This window comes from Kitasatospora sp. NPDC001683, assembly GCF_053596495.1.
In genome coordinates, this window is the sequence record NZ_JBSFGK010000087.1 from 1 (window position 1) to 19,626 (window position 19,626).

The 19,626-nt window shown below is 76.4% G+C and carries 4 protein-coding genes; 1 reads left to right on the top strand and 3 read right to left on the bottom strand.

What is annotated here, in order from left to right:
* The 3 genes from ACWCYO_RS32495 to ACWCYO_RS32505 all read right to left on the bottom strand — a co-directional run.
* Nucleotides 1–2,453: type I polyketide synthase (locus ACWCYO_RS32495; protein WP_449786225.1), on the bottom strand; the 2,453-nt coding region annotated here is incomplete at its 3' end.
* Between the two features lie 79 nt (nucleotides 2,454–2,532).
* The gene (locus tag ACWCYO_RS32500; RefSeq protein WP_449786228.1) at nucleotides 2,533–18,816 is read right to left on the bottom strand and encodes a type I polyketide synthase; all 16,284 of its coding nucleotides are present in this window, start codon (nucleotides 18,814–18,816) and stop codon (nucleotides 2,533–2,535) included.
* Nucleotides 18,817–19,001: 185 nt separating this feature from the next.
* On the bottom strand, nucleotides 19,002–19,409 hold the full coding sequence (locus tag ACWCYO_RS32505; protein WP_449786226.1) for a hypothetical protein: 408 nt from the start codon (nucleotides 19,407–19,409) through the stop codon (nucleotides 19,002–19,004).
* Between ACWCYO_RS32505 and ACWCYO_RS32510 the strand changes: the two genes are divergently transcribed.
* Entirely contained in the window at nucleotides 19,399–19,617 is a 219-nt protein-coding gene (locus tag ACWCYO_RS32510; protein ID WP_270149097.1) for an ASCH domain-containing protein, read from the top strand. The genes ACWCYO_RS32505 and ACWCYO_RS32510 overlap by 11 nt on opposite strands.
* The last annotated feature ends 9 nt before the right edge of the window (nucleotides 19,618–19,626 follow it).

The following is a 19,626-nucleotide window of genomic DNA, read 5'->3' on the forward strand; positions in this document are numbered from 1 at the left end:
CCGAGCTCCAGGAAGCGGGTGACACCCGCGGCCTCCAAAGTGCGGATCCCGTCGGCGAAACGGACGGCCTCGCGGACGTGGCGCACCCAGTACTCGGGTCCCTGAACGCCTTCGACCAGGGCACCGGTCAGGTTGGAGACGAGCGGGATCGCAGGGGCCCGGTACGTCAGCCCGTCGAGAACGGAACGGAAGTCCTCCAACATCGGGTCCATCAGCGGCGAGTGGAACGCGTGCGAGACCCGCAGCCGCGTCGTCTTCCGGTCGGCGAAGTGCGCGCGGACCGCGTCAACGGCCTCCTCCGTGCCGGACACCACGACGGACGTCGGGCCGTTGACGGCGGCAACCGAGACGAACTCGCCCAGCAGCGGCAGGACTTCCTCCTCCGTCGCCTGCACCGCCAGCATCGCACCACCCGCCGGCAGCGCCTGCATCAGCCGACCACGGGCGGCCACCAGGACGCAGGCATCAGCGAGCGAGAACACCCCGGCGACATGCGCCGCCGCCACCTCACCGATCGAGTGCCCCGCCACGAACTCGACGCGGACACCCAACGATTCAACCAGCCGGTACAGCGCCACCTCGACGGCGAACAACCCCGCCTGGGCATACGCGGTCCGGTTCAGCAGCTCCGCGTCCGAACCCCACACCACGTCGCGCAAGGCCGGATCCAGCTCCGCGCACACCTCGTCGAAGGCCCGGGCGAACACCGGGAACCGGGCGTACAACTCCCGCCCCATCCCCAGCCGCTGCGACCCCTGCCCCGAGAACAGGAACGCCGTCCCGCCACCCCGAACCGCGCCTTCGACGCCCCCGCCCGAGCCCGCCGCCAGCGCGTCGAGCCCGCGCAACAGCTCGTCCCGGTCCGAACCGACCACCACGGCAGAGTGGTTGAGCATCGACCGGCTCGCCGCCAACGCCGCCGCGACGTCCGCGACCGGCAGGCCCGCCGCGGCCTCGCGCAGGCGGGCGGCCTGGGCGCGCAACGCGTCCGGCGTGCGTCCGCTGAGCACCCACGGCACGACGGCCGGCGCCGGGGCAGCCGCCTCCGGCTCCGCCGCCACGGCCTCGTCCGCTTGCTCCAGCACGACGTGCGCGTTGGTCCCGCTGATGCCGAACGCCGAGACGCCTGCCCGGCGCGGCCGCCCGGTCTCCGGCCAGTCGCGGGCCTCCGCCAGCAGTTCGACGGCACCCGCCGTCCAGTCCACGTGCGAGGACGGCTCGTCGATGTGCAGGGTGGCCGGCAGCAGGCCGGCGCGAAGCGCCATGACCGTCTTGATCACGCCCGCGACGCCGGCCGCCGCCTGCGCGTGGCCGATGTTCGACTTGACGCCGCCGAGGTAGAGCGGACGGTCGGCGGGCCGGTCCTGGCCATAGGTGGCGAGCAGGGCCTGGGCCTCGATCGGGTCGCCGAGGGTCGTACCGGTGCCGTGGGCCTCCACGGCGTCGACCTGGTCGGGGGTGAGACGGGCGTTCTCGAGCGCGGCCCGGATGACACGCTGCTGGGACGGGCCGTTCGGGGCGGTCAGGCGGCTGCTGGCGCCGTCCTGGTTGACGGCGGTGCCCCGGACGACGGCGAGGACCTCGTGGCCGAGGCGTCGGGCGTCCGAGAGCCGCTCGACCAGCAGCACGCCGACGCCCTCCGCCCACGAGGTGCCGTCCGCGGCTTCTGCGAAGGGCTTGCAGCGGCCGTCGGGGGCGAGGCCGCGCTGACGGGAGAACTCGGTGAACAGGCGGGTGGTGGGCATGACGGCGACGCCGCCGGCGACGGCCATCGAGCACTCGCCGGCGCGCAGCGCGCGGACCGCGAGGTGGAGGGCGACCAGGGCGGAGGAGCACGCGGTGTCGACGGTGACGGCCGGGCCCTCCAGCCCGAGGGTGTAGGCGATGCGGCCGGACAGGACGCTCACGGCCCCACCGGTGAGGAGGTGCCCCTCGGTCTCCTCGGTCTGTCGCGCGAGGGAGCCGTAATCGGTGTCCGCGCCCCCGATGAACACGCCGGTGTCGCTTCCGCGCAGGGCGGCGGGTGCGATCCGGGCCCGCTCGACGGCTTCCCAGGCCGATTCGAGGAGGAGTCGCTGCTGCGGGTCCATCGCGAGCGCCTCGCGCGGGGCGATGCCGAACAGTTCGGCGTCGAAGTCGGCGACGCCGTCGAGGAACCCGCCGTGGCGCACGTAGCTCTTGCCGGGTGTGCCGGGCATGGGGTCGTAGAGGTTCCCGGTGTCCCAGCCGCGGTCCTCGGGGAGGTCGCCGATGGCGTCGGCGCCGTCGGCGACGAGCCGCCAGAGGTCCTCCGGGGTCCGGACACCGCCGGGGAAGCGGCACGCCATCCCGATGATCGCGATCGGCTCGGCGTCCCTCGCCTCGACGGACTCCAGGCGCAGCTTGGTGCGCCGCAGGTCCGCGGTGACCTTCTTGAGGTAGTCGCGGAGCTTGTCCTCGGAGGTGCTGGCCATGGGTGGGAAACCTCGCAGTTCGGAAGGGTGGTACGGGTCCGTGGGACGACCGCGGGGCACGGGGCCCCGGGGCCGCTCCTCAGGCGAGGCCGAGCTCGCGGTCGATCAGGTCGAACATCTCGTCGTCCGTGGTGTCGTCGAGCGCGTCGTCCGGGCCGTCGGCGCCGGCGGGCGACTCGGTCGCGTCGCCGTCGAGCCGCCACTGGAGGCTCTTGAGGCGGGCGAGGAGGCGGGTGCGGGAGTCGGCGTCCAGCTCGGTGGCACCGAGCGCGCTCTCCAGCTCGTCGAGTTCGGCGAAGACCGGCCGGGCGGCGGGCGCCGCGCTGCCGGTGGGCGCGTCGGCGAGTTCGCGCAGGCGTCCGGCGAGAGCGGTGGGCGACGGGTGGTCGAAGATCGTCGTGGTGGGCAGCCGCAGCCCGAGTTCGGCGTTGAGGCGGTTCCGCAGCTCGACGGCCGTCAGGGAGGACATGCCGAGGTCGAGGAAGCCGCGCTCGGGGTCGACGGCCTCGGGCGAGCTGTGGCCGAGGACGGCGGCGAGGTGGCCGACGACGACGTCCAGCAGCAGCTTCTCCTGCTGGTCGGCGGCGAGGCCGGGCAGCCGGTCCAGGACGCCCCGGTCGCCGGTCGCCGGACTCCCGGCTGCCCCGGTGGCGGTGCGCCGGAGGGCGCGGCGGGGTGCGAGTCCGGCGAGGAGCGGCGGGGCCCCGACGGTGGCGAGGGCGTGCCGGTCGAGCCGGATCGGGACCAGGTGCGGTCGGTCGACACCGCTCGCGGCGTCGAGCAGGGCGAGGCCCTGGACGGCCGTGAGCGGCAGCATGCCGGAGCGTGCGAAGCGGGCGATGTCCACGGCGTCCAGCGTGGACGTCATCCCACTCGATTCTCCCCAGTATCCCCACGCGAGGGAGACGGCCGGGCGCCCTTCGGCGCGGCGGTGGTGGGCGAGGGCGTCGAGGAAGGCGTTGGCGGCGGCGTAGTTGGCCTGGCCGGGGCCGCCGGCGGTGGCGGCGAAGGAGGAGAACAGGACGAAGGCCGAGAGGTCGAGGTCGCGGGTCGCCCCGTGGAGGTTCCACGCGGCGTCGACCTTGGGGCGCAGCACCTCGGCGAGCTGATCGTCCGTCAGGCCTTCGATCAGGCCGTCCCGCAGGACGCCGGCGGCGTGGACGACGCCGGTGAGCGGGTGCTCGTCGGGAACGGTGGCGAGGAGCGCGTCGAGGGCGGCGCGGTCGGCGGCGTCGCAGGCGGCGACGCAGGCGTCGGCGCCGAGGGCCGCGAGGTCGGCGACGAGCTCGGCGGCACCGGGAGCGGCGGGGCCGCGGCGGCCGGTGAGCAGGAGGTGGCGGACGCCGTGGTCGGTGACGAGGTGACGGGCGACGAGGGCGCCGAGGGTGCCGGTTCCGCCGGTGATCAGGACGGTGCCGGCCGGGTCCCAGGACCACGCCCGGTCACCCCCGTCGGTGCTCACCGGGTGCAGCCGGGGCGCCGTCACCTCGCCCCGGCGGACTGCCAGGCGCGGCTCGTCGGGGACGGCGAGGGCGGTGGGAAGGGCAGCGGTGGAGGCCGGGTCGTCGTCGAGGTCGACGAGGAGGAAGCGGCCGGGGTTCTCGGACTGGGCGGAGCGGACGAGTCCGTGGGCGGCCGCTTGGGCCAGGACGGTGGCGTCGGTGCTCGGGGCCGCGGTCTCGGCGCCGTGGGTGAGCAGGACGAGGCGGGCGTCGGCGAGCCGGGGCTCGGCGAGCCAGGAGCGGGCGAGGCGGTGGGCGGTCCGGACGGCGCGGTGCGCGGCGGTGACGGGGTCGCCCTCGTCGGCGGCGGTGAGGCGGTGGACGACGGTGGCGGGTACGGGCTCTCCGGCGTCCAGGGCGGCGGTGAGCTCGGCGAGGTCGGCGTGGGAGCGGGCGTCGAGGGCGGCGGCGAGGGCGCCGTCGTCACCGAGGACGACCGCGTCCGCACGGGAAGCGGCGGACACCGGGATCCACTCGACCGCGTAGAGCGGGTCGGCCGCCGGAGCGAGGTGCTCGGCCGCGACGGGGCGGACGGTGACGGCGTCGGCGGTGAGCACGGGGGCGCCGTCGGCGTCGGCGGCGGTCAGCGCGTGGGTGCCGTCGGCGGCCGGGGTGAGCCGGACGCGGAGCAGGGTGGCGCCGGTGGCGTGGACGGTGACGCCGCGCCAGTCGGCGGGCTGGGCGGGGTCGGTGCCGTCCGGGAGGGTGGCGAGCAGGGCCTGGAGCAGGCCGGGGTGGACGCGGAAGCCGGCCGTGTCGGTGCGGTGCTCCTCGGGCAGGGCGACCTCGGCGAACAGTTCGTCGCCGCGCCGCCAGCGGGCCAGGACGGTGCGGAAGTGCTCGCCGTACGCGGTGCCCTCCGGCGTTGCGGCGTCCACCGGCTGCGCACCGGCGGGGGGCCATTCCGTGAGGGCCTCGCCGTCGACGACACCACCGGTCAGTGTGCCGCTGGCGTGGTGGGTCCACGGGACGTCGTCGGCCGCGTCGGACGGGCGGGCGTGGATGGTGAGGGCCCGTCGGCCGTCCGCGTCGGCGGGGGCCGCGGCGAGCTGGAGGTCGACGGTTCCGTGGTCGGGCAGGGCCAGCGGGGTGAGCTCGGTGAGTTCGGCGACGACCGGGCAGCCGGCCTCGTCGCCGGCCCGCACGGCCCAGTCGAGCAGCGCGGTCCCCGGTACGACGGCCGTGCCGCGCACCCGGTGCTCGGCCGTCCAGGGGTGCGTCGCGGTTCCGATCCGGCCGGTGAGCAGGACGCTCCCCGAGCCGTCCGCGAGCCGGACGACGGCGTCCAGCCCGCAGGGGTCGAGGGGTGCTCCGCCGCGGACGGCGTCCTGGGCGAGCCAGTAGCGGCGGCGCTGGAAGGGGTAGGTGGGCAGGTCGACGGGCCTGCCACCGGTGACGGCGGGCCGCCAGTCGATCCGCACGCCGCGCACGTGGGCCTCGCCGAGGGAGGCCAGCAGCCGGGCCGGTCCGCCGTCCTCGCGCCGGACGGTGCCGAGCACGACGGCCCGGGCACCGGCGTCGGCCGCGGTGTCCTCGACGGCCATGGACAGCACGGGGTGCGGGCTGCATTCCAGGAAGGCGTCGTGGCCCTCGGCGAGCAGTGCGCGGACGGACTCCTCCAGGCGGACGGTCTGCCGCAGGTTGCGGTACCAGTAGCCGGCGTCCAGCGGGGTGTCGCCGAGCCAGTCAGCGGTGACGGTGGAGAAGAAGGGGACGCGGGCGTCGCGCGTGGTCAGTCCGGCGAGCTCGGTGTGCAGGGTCTCCTCGATCCGCTCGACCTGGGCGGAGTGGGAGGCGTAGTCGACGGGGATGCGCTTGGCCCGGACACCGTCGCGGGCGCATTCGGCGATGAGGTCGTCGAGGGCCGTGTTCTCGCCGGAGACGACGACGCCGGCCGGGCCGTTGGCGGCGGCCACCGAGATCCGGCCGCCGTACGGCTCGATGCGGGCCAGGACGTCGGCGTGGGTCTGCGGCACCGCCACCATGCCGCCGTGACCGGACAGGCCTCGGGCGATCGCCCGGCTGCGCAGGGCGACCACCTTGGCGCCGTCCTCCAGGGAGAGTGCGCCGGCCACGCAGGCGGCGGCGATCTCGCCCTGGGAGTGCCCGAGGACGGCGGCGGGGGTGACACCGTGGGCCTGCCAGCAGGCGGCGAGCCCGATCATGGTGGCCCACAGGGCGGGCTGGGCGACGTCGACGCGGTCGAGCGACGGCGCATCGGCCGCGCCGCGCAGCACGGCTTCGAGGGACCAGTCGCTCCAGGGCGCGAGGGCCCGTCCGCAGGCGGCGATCCGCTCGGCGAACTCCGGCGAGGCGTCGAGCAGTTCGGCGCCCATGCCGACCCACTGGGAGCCCTGGCCGGGGAAGACGAGGACGACCCGGCGGTCGCGCCCGGCGCCGTGCCGGCCGGTGAGGACGCCCGGGGCGGGCGTGCCGTCGGCGAGCGCGGCGAGTCCCGCCCGGAGGTCGTCGGTGCCGGCGCCGACGACGACGGCGCGGTGCTCCAGGAGGGCGCGGCCGGTGGCGAGGGAGTGGGCGAGGTCGAGCGGGGCGGCGGGGTCCGGGTCGTCGAGGTGGTCGAGCAGGGCGCGGGCCTGGCAGCGCAGCGCCTCGGCGCTGCGGGCGGAGAGCAGCCAGGGGAGGGCGGGCCGCTCCGGGCCGGCCACCGAGGGCTCCGGCTCCGGGGCCTGTTCGAGGATCACGTGGGCGTTGGTGCCGCTGAGGCCGAAGGAGGAGACGCCGGCGCGCCGGGGCCGGCCGGTGGCGGGCCAGTCGCGGGCCTCGGTGAGCAGGTCGACGGCGCCGTCCGTCCAGTCGACGTGCGTGGTGGGCCGGTCGATGTGGAGGCTCTGCGGGAGCGCGGCGTGCCGCAGGGCGAGGACGGTTCGCATGACGCCGGCGACGCCGGCGGCGGCCTGGGTGTGGCCGAGGTTGGACTTCACCGAGCCGACGAGGAGCGGGTGTTCACGGTCCTGCCCGTAGGTGGCGAGCAGGGCCTGGGCCTCGATCGGGTCGCCGAGGCGGGTGCCGGTGCCGTGCGCCTCCACGGCGTCGACCTCCGCGGGCGACAGACCCGCGTCGGCCAGGGCGGCCCGGATCACCCGCTGCTGGGACGGGCCGTTCGGGGCGCTGAGCCCGTTGGAGGCGCCGTCCTGGTTGACGGCCGAACCCCGCACGACCGCGAGGACGGGGTGCCCGTTGCGCCGCGCGTCCGAGAGCCGCTCGACGAGCAGGACGCCGACGCCCTCGGAGAAGCCGGTGCCGTCGGCCGCGTCGGCGAAGGGCTTGCAGCGCCCGTCGAGGGCGAGGCCGCGCTGGCGGGCGAAGTCGACCGGGATCATCGGGGTCGACATCACGGTGACGCCGCCCGCGAGGGCGAGCGTGCACTCGCCGCCGCGCAGCGCGCGGACCGCGAGGTGGAGCGCCACGAGGGAGGACGAGCACGCGGTGTCGACGGTGACCGCCGGGCCCTCCAGGCCGAGGGTGTAGGCGACGCGGCCGGAGATCACGCTCGCGGCGTTGCCGGTGCTGACGTACGGCGCGGCCTCGTCGGGGACGCGGGTCACCCGGTCGAGGTAGTCGCTGGAGGACAGGCCGGCGAAGACGCCGGTGCGGCTGCCGCGCAGGGTGCCCGGGTCGATGCCGGCGCGTTCGAGGGCCTCCCACGTGGTCTCCAGGAGGAGCCGCTGCTGCGGGTCCATCGCGACGGCCTCGTTGGGGCTGACGCCGAAGAAGGCGGCGTCGAAGCCGGCGGCGTCGGTGAGGAAGCCGCCCTCCCGGGTGCGGGAGGAGTCGGGGTGGTCCGGGATGCCGTCGTAGAGGTGGTCGAGGTCCCAGCCGCGGTCGGCGGGGAAGGGGGCGATGGCGTCCGTGCCGGTGGACAGCAGGGTCCACAGGTCGTGGGGGGTCGCGACGCCGCCGGGGAAGCGGCAGGCCATGGCGACGATCGCGATCGGCTCGTCGGCGGCCTGCGGGGTCGCGCCGGCCGCGGTCGCCGCGCCGGTGCCGGTGAGGCCGTCCGCCAGGTGCCCGGCGAGCGCCCCGGGGGTGGGGTGGTCGAACGCCAGGGTCGCTGGCAGCCGCAGGCCGGTGGCGGCGTTGAGGCGGTTGCGCAGTTCCACGGCGGTCAGCGAGTCGAGGCCGAGGTCGCGGAAGGGCCGGGTGGCGTGGACCTGGTCGGCCGAGGAGTGGCCGAGCACGGCCGCGGTGCAGCCGCTCACCAGGTCGAGCAGCGCCGCGGCGCGGTCGGCCGCGGCGAGCCCGGCCAGGCGGGCGCGCAGCCCGTCGGCGGCCGGGGCGCCCTGTGCGGCGCGGCGGGCCGGGGCCCGGACCAGGGCGCGCAGCAGGGCGGGGAGTTCGGCCGCGCCGCGCGAGCGCAGGCCGGCGGTGTCGAGCCGGACGGGCACGAGCAGGGCCCGGTGGTCGGCGAGGGCGGCGTCGAACAGGACGAGGCCGTCCGGGGTGCTGAGGGTGAGGGCACCGGACTGCTCAGAGCGGGCCCGGTCGGTGGCGCCGAGGTGGGCGGTCATGGTGCTGGCCTGTGCCCACAGGCCCCAGGCGAGGGCGGTGGTGGGCAGGCCGGCGACGCGGCGGTGCTGGGCGAGGGCGTCGAGCCACGCGTTGGCGGCGGCGTAGCTGCCCTGGCCGGGCGAACCGAAGACGCCTGCGGCGGAGGAGAACAGGACGAGGTCGGCGAGGTCGAGGTCGCGGGTGAGCTCGTGCAGGTGGTGGGCGGCGTCGGCCTTGGGGCGCAGCACGGCGGCGAGCCGGTCGGCCGTCAGGCCGGCGACGACGCCGTCGTCGAGGACGCCGGCGGCGTGGACGACGGCGGTGAGCGGGTGCTCGGCGGGCACGGCGGCCAGCAGCGCCGCCAGGGCGTCGCGGTCGGCCGTGTCGCAGGCGGCGAGGCGGGCGTCGGCGCCGAGGGCCGTGAGGTCGGCGACGAGCTCGACCGCGCCGGGAGCGGCCGCGCCGGCGCGGCCGGCGAGCAGCAGGTGCCGCACGCCGCGCGACGTGACCAGGTGGCGGGCCAGTTCGGCGCCGAGGGTGCCGGTGCCGCCGGTGATCAGGACGGTGCCGTCGGGGTCCCAGGGTCGCGGCACGGTGAGGACGATCTTGCCGGTGTGCCGGGCCTGGGCCATGTGGCGGAAGGCCTCGCGGGCGCGGGTGACGTCCCAGCAGGTGAGGGGCAGTGGGCGCAGCGCGCCCTGTTCGAACAGCTCGACCAGATCGGCGAGCATCTGCCCGATCCGCTCGGGTCCGGCCTCCTGGAGGACGAACGCCCGGTAGTGGGCGCCGCCGTGGGCGGCGGCGACCTCGGCGGGGTCGCGGACGTCGGTGCGGCCCATCTCGATCAGCCGCCCGCCGGGGCCGAGGAGGCGCAGCGAGGAGTCGACGTAGTCCCCCGCGAGGGAGTTGAGGACGACGTCCACGCCGTCGCCGCCGGTGGCGGCGCGGAAGCGCTCCTCGAAGTCGAGGGTGCGGGAGGAGGCGATGGCGGTGTCGGGCAGGCCTTCGGCGCGCAGCAGGTGCTGCTTGCCCTCGCTCGCGGTGCCGTAGACCTCGGCGCCCCAGAGGCGGCCGAGCTGGGTGGCGGCCATGCCGACGCCGCCGGCCGCGGCGTGGACCAGGAGGCGTTCACCGTCCCGGAGGCCGGCGAGGTCGCGCAGGGCGTAGTAGGCGGTGAGGAAGACGACGGGGACGGAGGCGGCCTGCGCGAAGGTCCAGCCCCGGGGGACGCGGGCGAGCACCCGGTGGTCGACGACGGCGAGCGGGCCGAAGCCTCCGGTGACCATGCCCATCACTCGGTCTCCGACGGCGAATCCGGTGACGCCGGGGCCGACTTCGCTCACGACGCCGGCGGCTTCGGCCCCGAGGAAGCGAGCGCCGCCCGGGTACATGTCGAGGGCGTTGAGGACGTCGCGGAAGTTGAGACCGGCGGCGCGGACTTCGATGCGGACCTCGCCCTCGGCGAGCGGCGCGGCGGCGTCGGGGCTGGGGACGAGTTCGAGGTTGTCGACGCTGCCCTTGGTGCGGATGTCCAGGCGCCACGGGCCGTCGGGCACGGGCAGTGGCCCGGCGGTGTGGGCACGGGCCAGGCGGGGCACGTGGGCGGTGCCGTGGCGCAGCGCGAGCCGGGGTTCCCCGGTGGCGAGTGCGGCGGGCAGGACGCGCCAGGAGGCCGGGTCGTCGTCCAGGTCGACCAGGACGACGCGGCCGGGGTGCTCGCTCTGGGCGGAGCCGACCAGGCCGTGGACCGCGGCGGCGGGCAGGTCGTGGACGTCCTCCGCGGGGTCGGCGGCGACGGCGCGGCGGGTGGTCACCAGCAGCGTGGCGTCCGGGCGGTCGTCGGCGAGCCACTCCTGGAGGACGGCGAGGGCGTGTTCGAGCGCGGCGAGCGGTTCGTCGCCGCCGAGCTCGACGAGCGTGACATCCGCGTCGGCGCCGAGGGTGACGCCCGCCTCGGCGAGGGCCGCCACGTGGGCGGGCGGCTCACCGAGGACGGTCCAGCGAGCGGGCGCCGGGCCGGGCCCGGCGAGGGTCAGCGCCGGCCAGTCCAGGTGGAAGAGCGCCTCCCGGGCAACCCGGGCGGCCGGGTCGAGGGCGCCCTCGGCGAGCGGGCGCACGGCCAGCGCCTCGATGGCGGCCACCGGCCGGCCGGCCGGGTCGGCCATCGCGACGGACACCGCGTCGGGTCCGGCCGGAGTGAGCGTCACGCGCAGCGCGGTGGCTCCGGCGGCGTGGAGCGTGACGCCGTTCCAGGCGAACGGCAGCCCGGGTCGGCCCGCCAGCGGGCCGAGCCCGGCGGGGTGCAGGGCGGCGTCGAGCAGCGCCGGGTGCAGACCGTAGCGGGCGGCGTCGGCGCTGGCCGGCGCGGGGAGTTCCACCTCGGCGTGGACGGCGGTGCCGAGGCGCCAGGCCGCGCGCACGCCCCGGAACACCGGTCCGTAGCCGTAGCCGTCCTGGCGCAGGCCCGGGTAGAGACCGCTGACGTCGATCGGCTCGGCGCCGACGGGCGGCCAGACGGGGGAGGCCGGCGCCGGCTCGGCCCCGGCGGGGGCGACACTGCCGTCGGCGTGCAGGGTCCAGCCCTCGGGTGCGTCCGCGTCCGCCGGGCGGCTGTGCAGGGCGACCGGGCGCAGGCCCGTGCCGTCGGGGGCCCCGACCTCGATCTGCACCTGGAGCGCGCCGCGTTCGGGCAGCAGGACGGGCGCGTACAGGGTCAGTTCCTCGATGCGCCCGCAGCCGAGCTCGTCGCCGGCCCGGACGACCGCCTCGACCAGCGCGGCGCCGGGCACCACGACGGTGCCCGCGACGCAGTGGTCAGCGAGCCACGGGTGGGTGTGCAACGACCAGCGGGCGGTTGCCACCAACCCACCACCCTGGGCGAGTTCGACGGAAGCGCCGAGCAGCGGGTGCTCCGGCGCGGCCAGGCCGGCCGTGGTGACGTCGCCGCCCGTCCCGCCCGGGCGCGGCCAGTAGCGCTGCCGCTGGAACGGGTACGTCGGCAGCTCGGTGGCGCGCGCTCCGGTGCCGGCGAACAGGAGGTCCCAGTCCATCCGGGCGCCGTGGTTGCGGGCGTCGGCGAGGGCGAGGAGGAAGCGCCCCGGGCCGCCCTCGTCGCGGCGCAGGGTGCCGAGGGCGGCGGCGGGCACGCCGCTGTCCTCGATCGTCTCCTGGACACCGGTGGTGACCACCGGGTGCGGGCTGATCTCGACGAACACCCGGTGGCCGGCGGCCAGCAGGGTGCGGGTGGCCTGCTCGAACTCCACGGTCTGGCGCAGGTTGCGGTACCAGTAGGCGGCGTCCAGCCCGGCGGTGTCGATGACGGCGCCGGTGACGGTCGAGCAGAACGGGACGTCGGCGGTGCGCGGGGCGATCGGCGCGAGCAGGTCGAGCAGCTCGTGCTCGATGCGCTCGACGTGCGCGGAGTGCGAGGCGTAGTCGACGGGGATGCGGCGGGCCCGGACTCCGGACCGCTCGCAGTCGGCGGCCAGTTCCTCCAGGGCCTCCGGGTCTCCCGAGACGACCACCGACCGGGGGCCGTTGACGGCGGCGACGGAGACGCGCCCGTCCCAGCGCGAGAGGCGCTCGCGGACGGCGGCGGCCGGCTCGGCCACCGAAACCATGCCGCCGAGGCCCGCCAGCTGCCGGATCGCCCGGCTGCGCAGGGCCACGACGCGAGCGGCGTCGTCCAGGGTGAGCGCGCCGGCCACGCAGGCGGCGGCGATCTCGCCCTGCGAGTGGCCGAGCACGGCGGCCGGTTCGACGCCGTGCGCGCGCCACAGTTCGGCGAGCGACACCATGACGGCGAACAGCACGGGCTGCACCACGTCGACCCGGTCGAGGCCGGGTGCTCCGGGCTCGCCGCGCAGGACGTCGGTCGCCGACCAGTCGGTGAACGGCGCCAGTGCCGCCGTGCACTCGGCGAACCGCTGCGCGAACGCAGGTGCGCCGTCGAGGAGTTCGACGGCCATGCCGGCCCACTGGGAGCCCTGACCGGGGAAGACGAAGACCGGCGCGCCCTCGCCCGCGGCCTGCCCCTCCAGGACGGCGGGGGTGGCGCGGCCCTCGGCGAGCGCGTCCAGGCCGTCCAGGAGCCCGGCCCGGTCGGGGGCGACGACGGCGGCCCGGTGCTCCAGGGCGGCGCGGGTCGTGACGAGCGACCGCGCGACGTCGTCGAGGGTCGGCTCGGCCGCCCGGACGTGGGCGGCGAGGCGGCGGGCCTGCTCGCGCACGGCGTCGGGGGTCCGGGCGGAGAGCAGCCAGGGCAGCGGGCGGTCGGCGGCCGGGCGCTCGGGCAGCGGCTCGGGCGTGGGGGCCGCTTCGAGGATCACGTGGGCGTTGGTGCCGCTGACCCCGAACGAGGAGACGCCGGCGCGCGGCGGCCGTCCGGTCTCGGGCCACGCGCGGGCCTCGCTCAGCAGCTCGACGGCGCCCGCCGTCCAGTCGACCTGCGCGGTCGGCCCGTCGATGTGCAGGGACTTGGGGAGCTCGCGGTGCTGCATCGCGAGCACGGTCTTCATCACGCCGGCGATTCCGGCCGCGGCCTGGGTGTGGCCGAGGTTCGACTTCACCGAGCCGAGGAGCAGGGGGAGTTCGCGGTCCTGCCCGTAGGTGGCGAGCAGGGCCTGGGCCTCGATCGGGTCGCCGAGGCGGGTGCCGGTGCCGTGCGCCTCCACGGCGTCGACCTCCGCGGGCGACAGACCCGCGTCGGCCAGGGCGGCCCGGATCACCCGCTGCTGCGAGGGGCCGTTGGGCGCCGTCAGCCCGTTGGAGGCGCCGTCCTGGTTGACGGCCGATCCGCGCACGACTGCGAGCACCGGGTGCCCGTTGCGCCGCGCGTCCGAGAGTCGCTCGACCAGCAGCACGCCGACGCCCTCCGCCCAGCCCGTTCCGTCCGCCGCGTCCGCGAACGGCTTGCACCGGCCGTCGGGGGCCAGGCCGCGCTGGCGCGAGAACTCGACGAACACCTGCGGCGTGGACATCACCGTCACGCCGCCGGCGAGCGCCAGCGAGCACTCGCCGCGGCGCAGGGCCTGGGCGGCCAGGTGCAGGGCGACCAGCGAGGAGGAGCACGCGGTGTCGACCGTGACGGCCGGGCCCTCCAGCCCGAGGGTGTAGGCGACGCGACCGGAGATCACGCTCGCGGCGTTGCCGGTCATCACGTGCCCGGCGACGCCCTCCCGGGCCGGGTCCAGCAGCAGGTGGTAGTCCTGGAAGTTGGAGCCGACGAACACGCCGGTCCGCGACCCGTGCAGGGTGCCCGGGTCGATACCGGAACGCTCGACGGCCTCCCAGACGGTCTCCAGCAGGAGCCGCTGCTGCGGGTCCATCGCGAGGGCCTCACGCGGCGAGATGCCGAAGAAGGCGGCATCGAAGTCGGCGGGGGCGGTGAGGAAGGCGCCCTCGGAGACGTAGCTGGTGCCCTCGTGGTCCGGGTCGGGGTGGTGCAGACGGTCGGTGTCCCAGCCCCGGTCGGCCGGGAACGGGCCCACCGCGTCGCGGCCCGCGGCGAGCAGCCGCCAGAGGTCGTCCGGCGACTCGACGCCGCCGGGGAAGCGGCAGGCCATCGCGACGATCGCGATCGGCTCGTCGGCGGCGACGGCGGCCACCGACTCCAGCACGGCGGCCGTGCCGGCCAGTTCGGCGCGCAGGTGCGCGGCGACGGCGGCCGGCGTCGGCCGGTCGAACAGCAGCGTGGCCGGCAGGCGCAGGCCGGTCGCGGCGGTGAGGCGGTTGCGCAGCTCGACGGCGGTCAGCGAGTCGAACCCGAGGTCCCGGAACGCCCTCGCAGCGTCGACGGCCGCGGTGGAGGCGTGCCCGAGGACGGCGGCGGCCTCGGTCCGGACGAGCTCCAGCAGCAGGCGCTCCTGCTCGTCGGCGCGGCGGCCGCGCAGCTGCTCGGTGAGCGGGGAGTCGGTGGCCGTCGTGGCGACACTCGGACGGACCGCGTGGCGCGCCTCGGGCAGGTCCGCGATCAGCGCGCTCGGCCTGGCGGCGGTGAGCACCGGCGCGAGCGCGCTCCAGTCGACGTCCGCCACGGTGAGGCCGGACGCGTCCGCGAGCAGGGCCCGGTGCAGTGCGGCGACGGCCTGCTCCGGGTCCATCGGGGCGAGCCCGCTACGCCGCATCCGCCCGGTGAGGCCCGGGTGGTCCCCCGCCATGCCGCCCCCGGCCCACGGGCCCCAGGCGACGGCGGTCGCCCGCAGCCCGGCGGCCCGGCGGTGCTCGGCGAGGGCGTCGAGGTAGGCGTTGGCGGCGGCGTAGTTGGCCTGGCCGGGGTTGCCCAGGACGCCGGTGATCGAGGAGAACAGGACGAACAGGGCGAGGTCGTGCCCGGCCGTCAACTCGTGGAGGTTGCGGGCGGAGACGGCCTTGGCCCGGAGCACGTCGGCGAAGCGGTCGGCCGTGAGGCTCTCCAGCACGCCGTCGTCCAGGACACCGGCTGCGTGGACGACGCCGCCGAGCGGGTGCTCGGCGGGCACGGCGGCGAGGAGCGCGCCGAACGCGTCCCGGTCGGCGACGTCGCAGGCCGCGACGGTGACGCGGGCGCCGAGGCCTTCGAGCTCCTCGCTCAGCTGTTGGGCACCAGGGGCGCCGGGGCCGCGGCGGCCGACCAGGAGGAGGTGTTCGGCACCCGCGCGAGCCAGCCAGCGGGCGACGTGGGCGCCGAGGGCGCCGAGGCCGCCGGTGACGAGCAGGGTGCCCCGGGGGGCGGTCCAGCCGTCGGGGGCGTCCGGCGCGCTCTGCGGGTCCGTGACCTTCACCTGCTCCTCCGCCCCGGGCTGCGGCAGCACAGCCCCACGGCCGGGCGATAGGTGGCGCCGGGTCAGGCGGCGGGCGTAGGCACCGGAGCCGCGCAGGGCGAGCTGGTCCTCGGCGGTCTGGGCGAGGAGGGCGGCCAGGCGCCCGGCGGTGCGGGCGTCAGGGGCGGCGGGCAGGTCGATCAGGCCGCCCCAGCGCTGCGGGTGCTCCAGCGCGGCCACCCGGCCGAGGCCCCACAGCTGTGCCTGCTCGGGCTCGCCCACGCGGTCCGCGGCCTCGGCCGCGACGGCGCCCCGGGTCAGGCACCAGAGCCTCGCCGGGCCTCCCGCGGCCTCCAGGGTGCGCAGCAGTTCGACGGTCCCCGGCAGGTGGCGGGGGACGAGACGGTGGTCGGGGTGCGGTCGGCCGTCGGCGGCGAGGAACGACAGGACTCCGGCGGGCGGCTCGCCGCAGCCGTCCGCGAGCAGCGCGGCCAGGGTCTCGGCCCCGGCCGCCCGCTCGAACCGCAGGCCGCGCTCGGCGAGGGCGTCGAGGACGGTGTCGGGCCAGCTTTCCTCCCCTCCTTCCGGGAGGACGGCGAGCCAGCGGCCCGGCGGGACGGCGTCGGTGAGGCCGCGCACGGGCACCCAGCTCGTCCCGTACGTCCACCTGTCCAGCGTGCCGAGCAGGCGGCGCTGCCCGCGCCAGGAGGCCAGGACGGGCAGCAGGCGGTCCAGCGAGGCCTCGGCGTCCTCCTCCGCTATCCCGAGGACGGCCGACGCCTCCCGCAGGTCGCCGGCCTCGACGGCCGTCCAGAACGCGTCCTCGACCGGGTCGGCGGCGGGCACGCCCGCGTCGCGGCCCCGGAGCTCGGGCAGCCAGTAGCGCTGCCGCTGGAACGCGTAGGTGGGCAGATCGACGCGGCGCCCGCCGGACCGGGCGAGCACCGCCGCCCAGTCCGGGCTCGCGCCGCGCACGTGCAGGCGGGCGAGGGCCTCCAGGAGGGCAGGTTCCTCGGGGCGGTCCGTGCGGAGCACGGCGGCCGTGGCGACGTCGGCGGGCAGCGACTCGGCCGCCATGGCGGCGAGGACGCCGTCGGGGCCGAGTTCGAGGAAGCGGGTCGCGCCGGCCCCGTGCAGGGTGCGGACGCCGTCGGCGAAGCGGACGGCCTCGCGGACGTGGCGCACCCAGTACTCGGGCGTCGTGACATCTCCACCCAGGGCGCCGGTGAGGTTTGAGACCAGCGGGATCGACGGGGCGCGGTAGGACAGACCGTCGAGGACGGCCCGGAAGTCCTCCAGCATCGGGTCCATCAGCGGCGAGTGAAAGGCGTGCGAGACCCGCAGCCGCGTCGTCCTGCGGTCGGCGAAGTGCGCGCGGACCGCGTCAACGGCCTCCTCCGTGCCGGACACCACGACGGACGTCGGGCCGTTGACGGCGGCTATCGACACGGGATCGCCCAGCAGCGGCAGGACTTCGTCCTCCGTCGCCTGCACCGCCAGCATCGCACCGCCCGGAGGCAGCGCCTGCATCAGCCGGCCGCGCGCCGCCACCAGGGCGCAGGCATCGGCGAGCGAGAACACCCCGGCGACGTGCGCCGCCGCCACCTCACCGATCGAGTGCCCGGCCACGAACTCCGGCCGCACGCCCAACGACTCGACGAGCCGGTACAGCGCCACCTCGACGGCGAACAACCCGGCCTGGGCATACGCGGTCTGGTTCAGCAGCTCCGCGTCCGAACCCCAGACGACGTCCCGCAACGGCAGCTGCAGCCCGTCGCACACCGCGTCGAAAGCCCGGGCGAACACCGGGAACCGGCCGTACAACTCCCGTCCCATCCCCAGCCGTTGCGAGCCCTGGCCAGAGAAGAGGAACGCCGTCGCCCCCTTCTCCGCCACGCCCACCACCAGGCCGGTGACCGCGCTCCTGGTCGCGAGGGCGTCCAGCGCGCACAGGCGCTCCTCCGGGTCGGCCGAGACGACGACGGCCCGGTGCGCCATGGCCGTCCGGCCGGTGGCCAGCGAGTACGCGACATCGGCAGGGTCGAGCGGCCCGCGCGTCCGGAGATGGGTGGCCAGGCGGCCGGCCTGGGCCCGTAGGGCCGTCTCGTTGTGCGCCGAGAGCACCCACGGCAGTGCCGTCCCGCACGGTGCCCCGGGCACGACGTCGTCGACGGGCTCGGGCGCCGCCTCCAGCACGACGTGCGCGTTGGTGCCGCTCACAGCGAAGGAGGACACGGCGGCCCGCCGGGGCCACGGATTGGCGGGCCATTCCCGGGCCTCGCCCAGCAGTTCGGCGGCGCCGGCGGTCCAGTCGACGTGCGGGGTGGGGGCGTCGAGGTGCAGGGTCCGCGGCAGCAGGCCGTGCCGCATCGCGAGCACCGTCTTGATCACCCCGGCCACGCCGGAGGCGGCCTGGGTGTGCCCGGTGTTGGACTTCAACGCGCCGATGAGCACGGGCTGTTCGCGGTCCTGCCCGTAGGTCGCGAGCAGGGCGTGGGCCTCGATCGGGTCCCCGAGCCGCGTGCCCGTGCCGTGTGCCTCGACGGCGTCCACCTCGGCCGCCGACAGCCCGGCGTCGGCCAGGGCGGCCCGGATCACCCGCTGCTGCGACGGGCCGTTGGGCGCCGTCAGACCGTTGGAGGCGCCGTCCTGGTTGACGGCCGAGCCGCGCACCACGGCCAGCACCGGGTGCCCGTTCCGCTGTGCGTCCGAGAGCCGCTCGACCAGCAGGACGGCCGCGCCCTCGCTCCAAGCGGTGCCGTCGGCCGCCGCCGCGAACGGCTTGCACCGGCCGTCGGCGGCGAGGCCGCCCTGTCGGGAGAACTCGGTGAACATCTGCGGGCTCGACATCACCGTCACGCCGCCCGCGAGCGCCAGCGAGCACTCGCCCCGGCGCAGCGACTGGACGGCGAGGTGCAGGGCGACGAGGGAGGAGGAGCACGCGGTGTCGACCGTGATGGCCGGGCCTTCGAGGCCGAGCACGTAGGAGATACGGCCGGAGGCGACGCTGACGGTGTTGCCGGTCAGCAGGTGGCCTGCGGCGGTCTCGGCGACCTGACCGCCCACGGTCGAGGCGCTGTCGTAGCCCCCGTGTCCGGTGCCGACGAACACGCCGGTCGGGGTGCCGGTGAGGGTTCCGGGGTCGATGCCGGCCCGCTCGACGGCCTCCCAGGCGGTCTCCAGGAGGATCCGCTGCTGGGGGTCCATGGCGAGGGCCTCGCGCGGGGCGATGCCGAAGAACCCGGCGTCGAACTCGCCCGCGTCGTGCAGGAACCCGCTCTCGCGGGAGGTGACGGCGCCCTCGGGCAGGTCCCAGCCGCGGTCGGCGGGGAAGGCGGAGACGGCGTCGACGCCGTCGCGCACCAGGTCCCACAGCTCCTCCGGGGAGGCGACCCCGCCCGGCAGCCGGCAGGCCATGCCGACCACGGCGATCGGCTCCCGGTGCTGCTCGGTCACCTCGCGGAGCTGTTCGCGGGTCTCGTGGAGGTCCGCGATCGCCCGCTTCAGGTAGTCGCGGAGCTTGTCTTCGTTCGACATCGGGACGTCAACCTCTCCGGGGGTCGCCAGGAACGCGCCGTGCGGGCGGTCCTGGCGTGCGGCCCCTCCCAGCAGGCCCGATCCGGGCCGGCCGCGAGCTCCTGACGTCAGGTCCGACCCGTCGCCCGCCCAGTCTCGCCACGGACGGCCCCGGTTTTCCCTAAACGAATGGCCCCTCAACGAGCGTCCGGCTCCCCGGCGTCGCGACGCGCGTGTGGGCCCGGGACGCCCCAGTGCCCCGGACCCACACGTTGGAGCGGTCAGATCCAGGTGTGGTTCTGGTCGGTGACCGGCTCCAGCGCGAATGCCGGCACCGGCGCGTGCGGCGAGGGCAGTTGGGCGAGGACCTTGCCGATCGGCGGGAACAGCGGCAGGTCACCGACCTTGCGGTAGTCGATCCACTCGGTGTTGCCGACCTCGTGGCTGCCGTCGGGCAGCTCGTCGAACTCCTGGGTCGCCAGGGTGGCGCGGACCTCCGGGGTGACGTGGGTGCGGTAGATGAGGTGGATCTTGCGGGGCGGCGCGGTCGGCCCGGGCCGGGTGACCCGGGCGTCCGCCATCGCGACCAGCTCCAGGTCGCCGATCCGGTCGGGCTTGAGCCCGAGCTCCTCCTGAAGCGTGCCCCGGGGAAGCCGTGGAGGGTGCGGCTGCCGAACCGTGGTCGTCAAGGTCGTCGAGTACGAGACCTTCGAGGCGATGCTCGACGCCGAGGACAACGACGCGATCGGCAGCGAGGGCATGAACCGGGCCGAACTGCTCGCCGCTTGTCGGGAGATCTACCCGCCGGAGAAGGAAGCGCTCGGCGTCCTCGCGATCCACCTGCGGCTCGCCGCGAGTGACCCCCGCGAGGACAACGGGCGTGCCCGGCAGCCGTAGGTGCCGGGC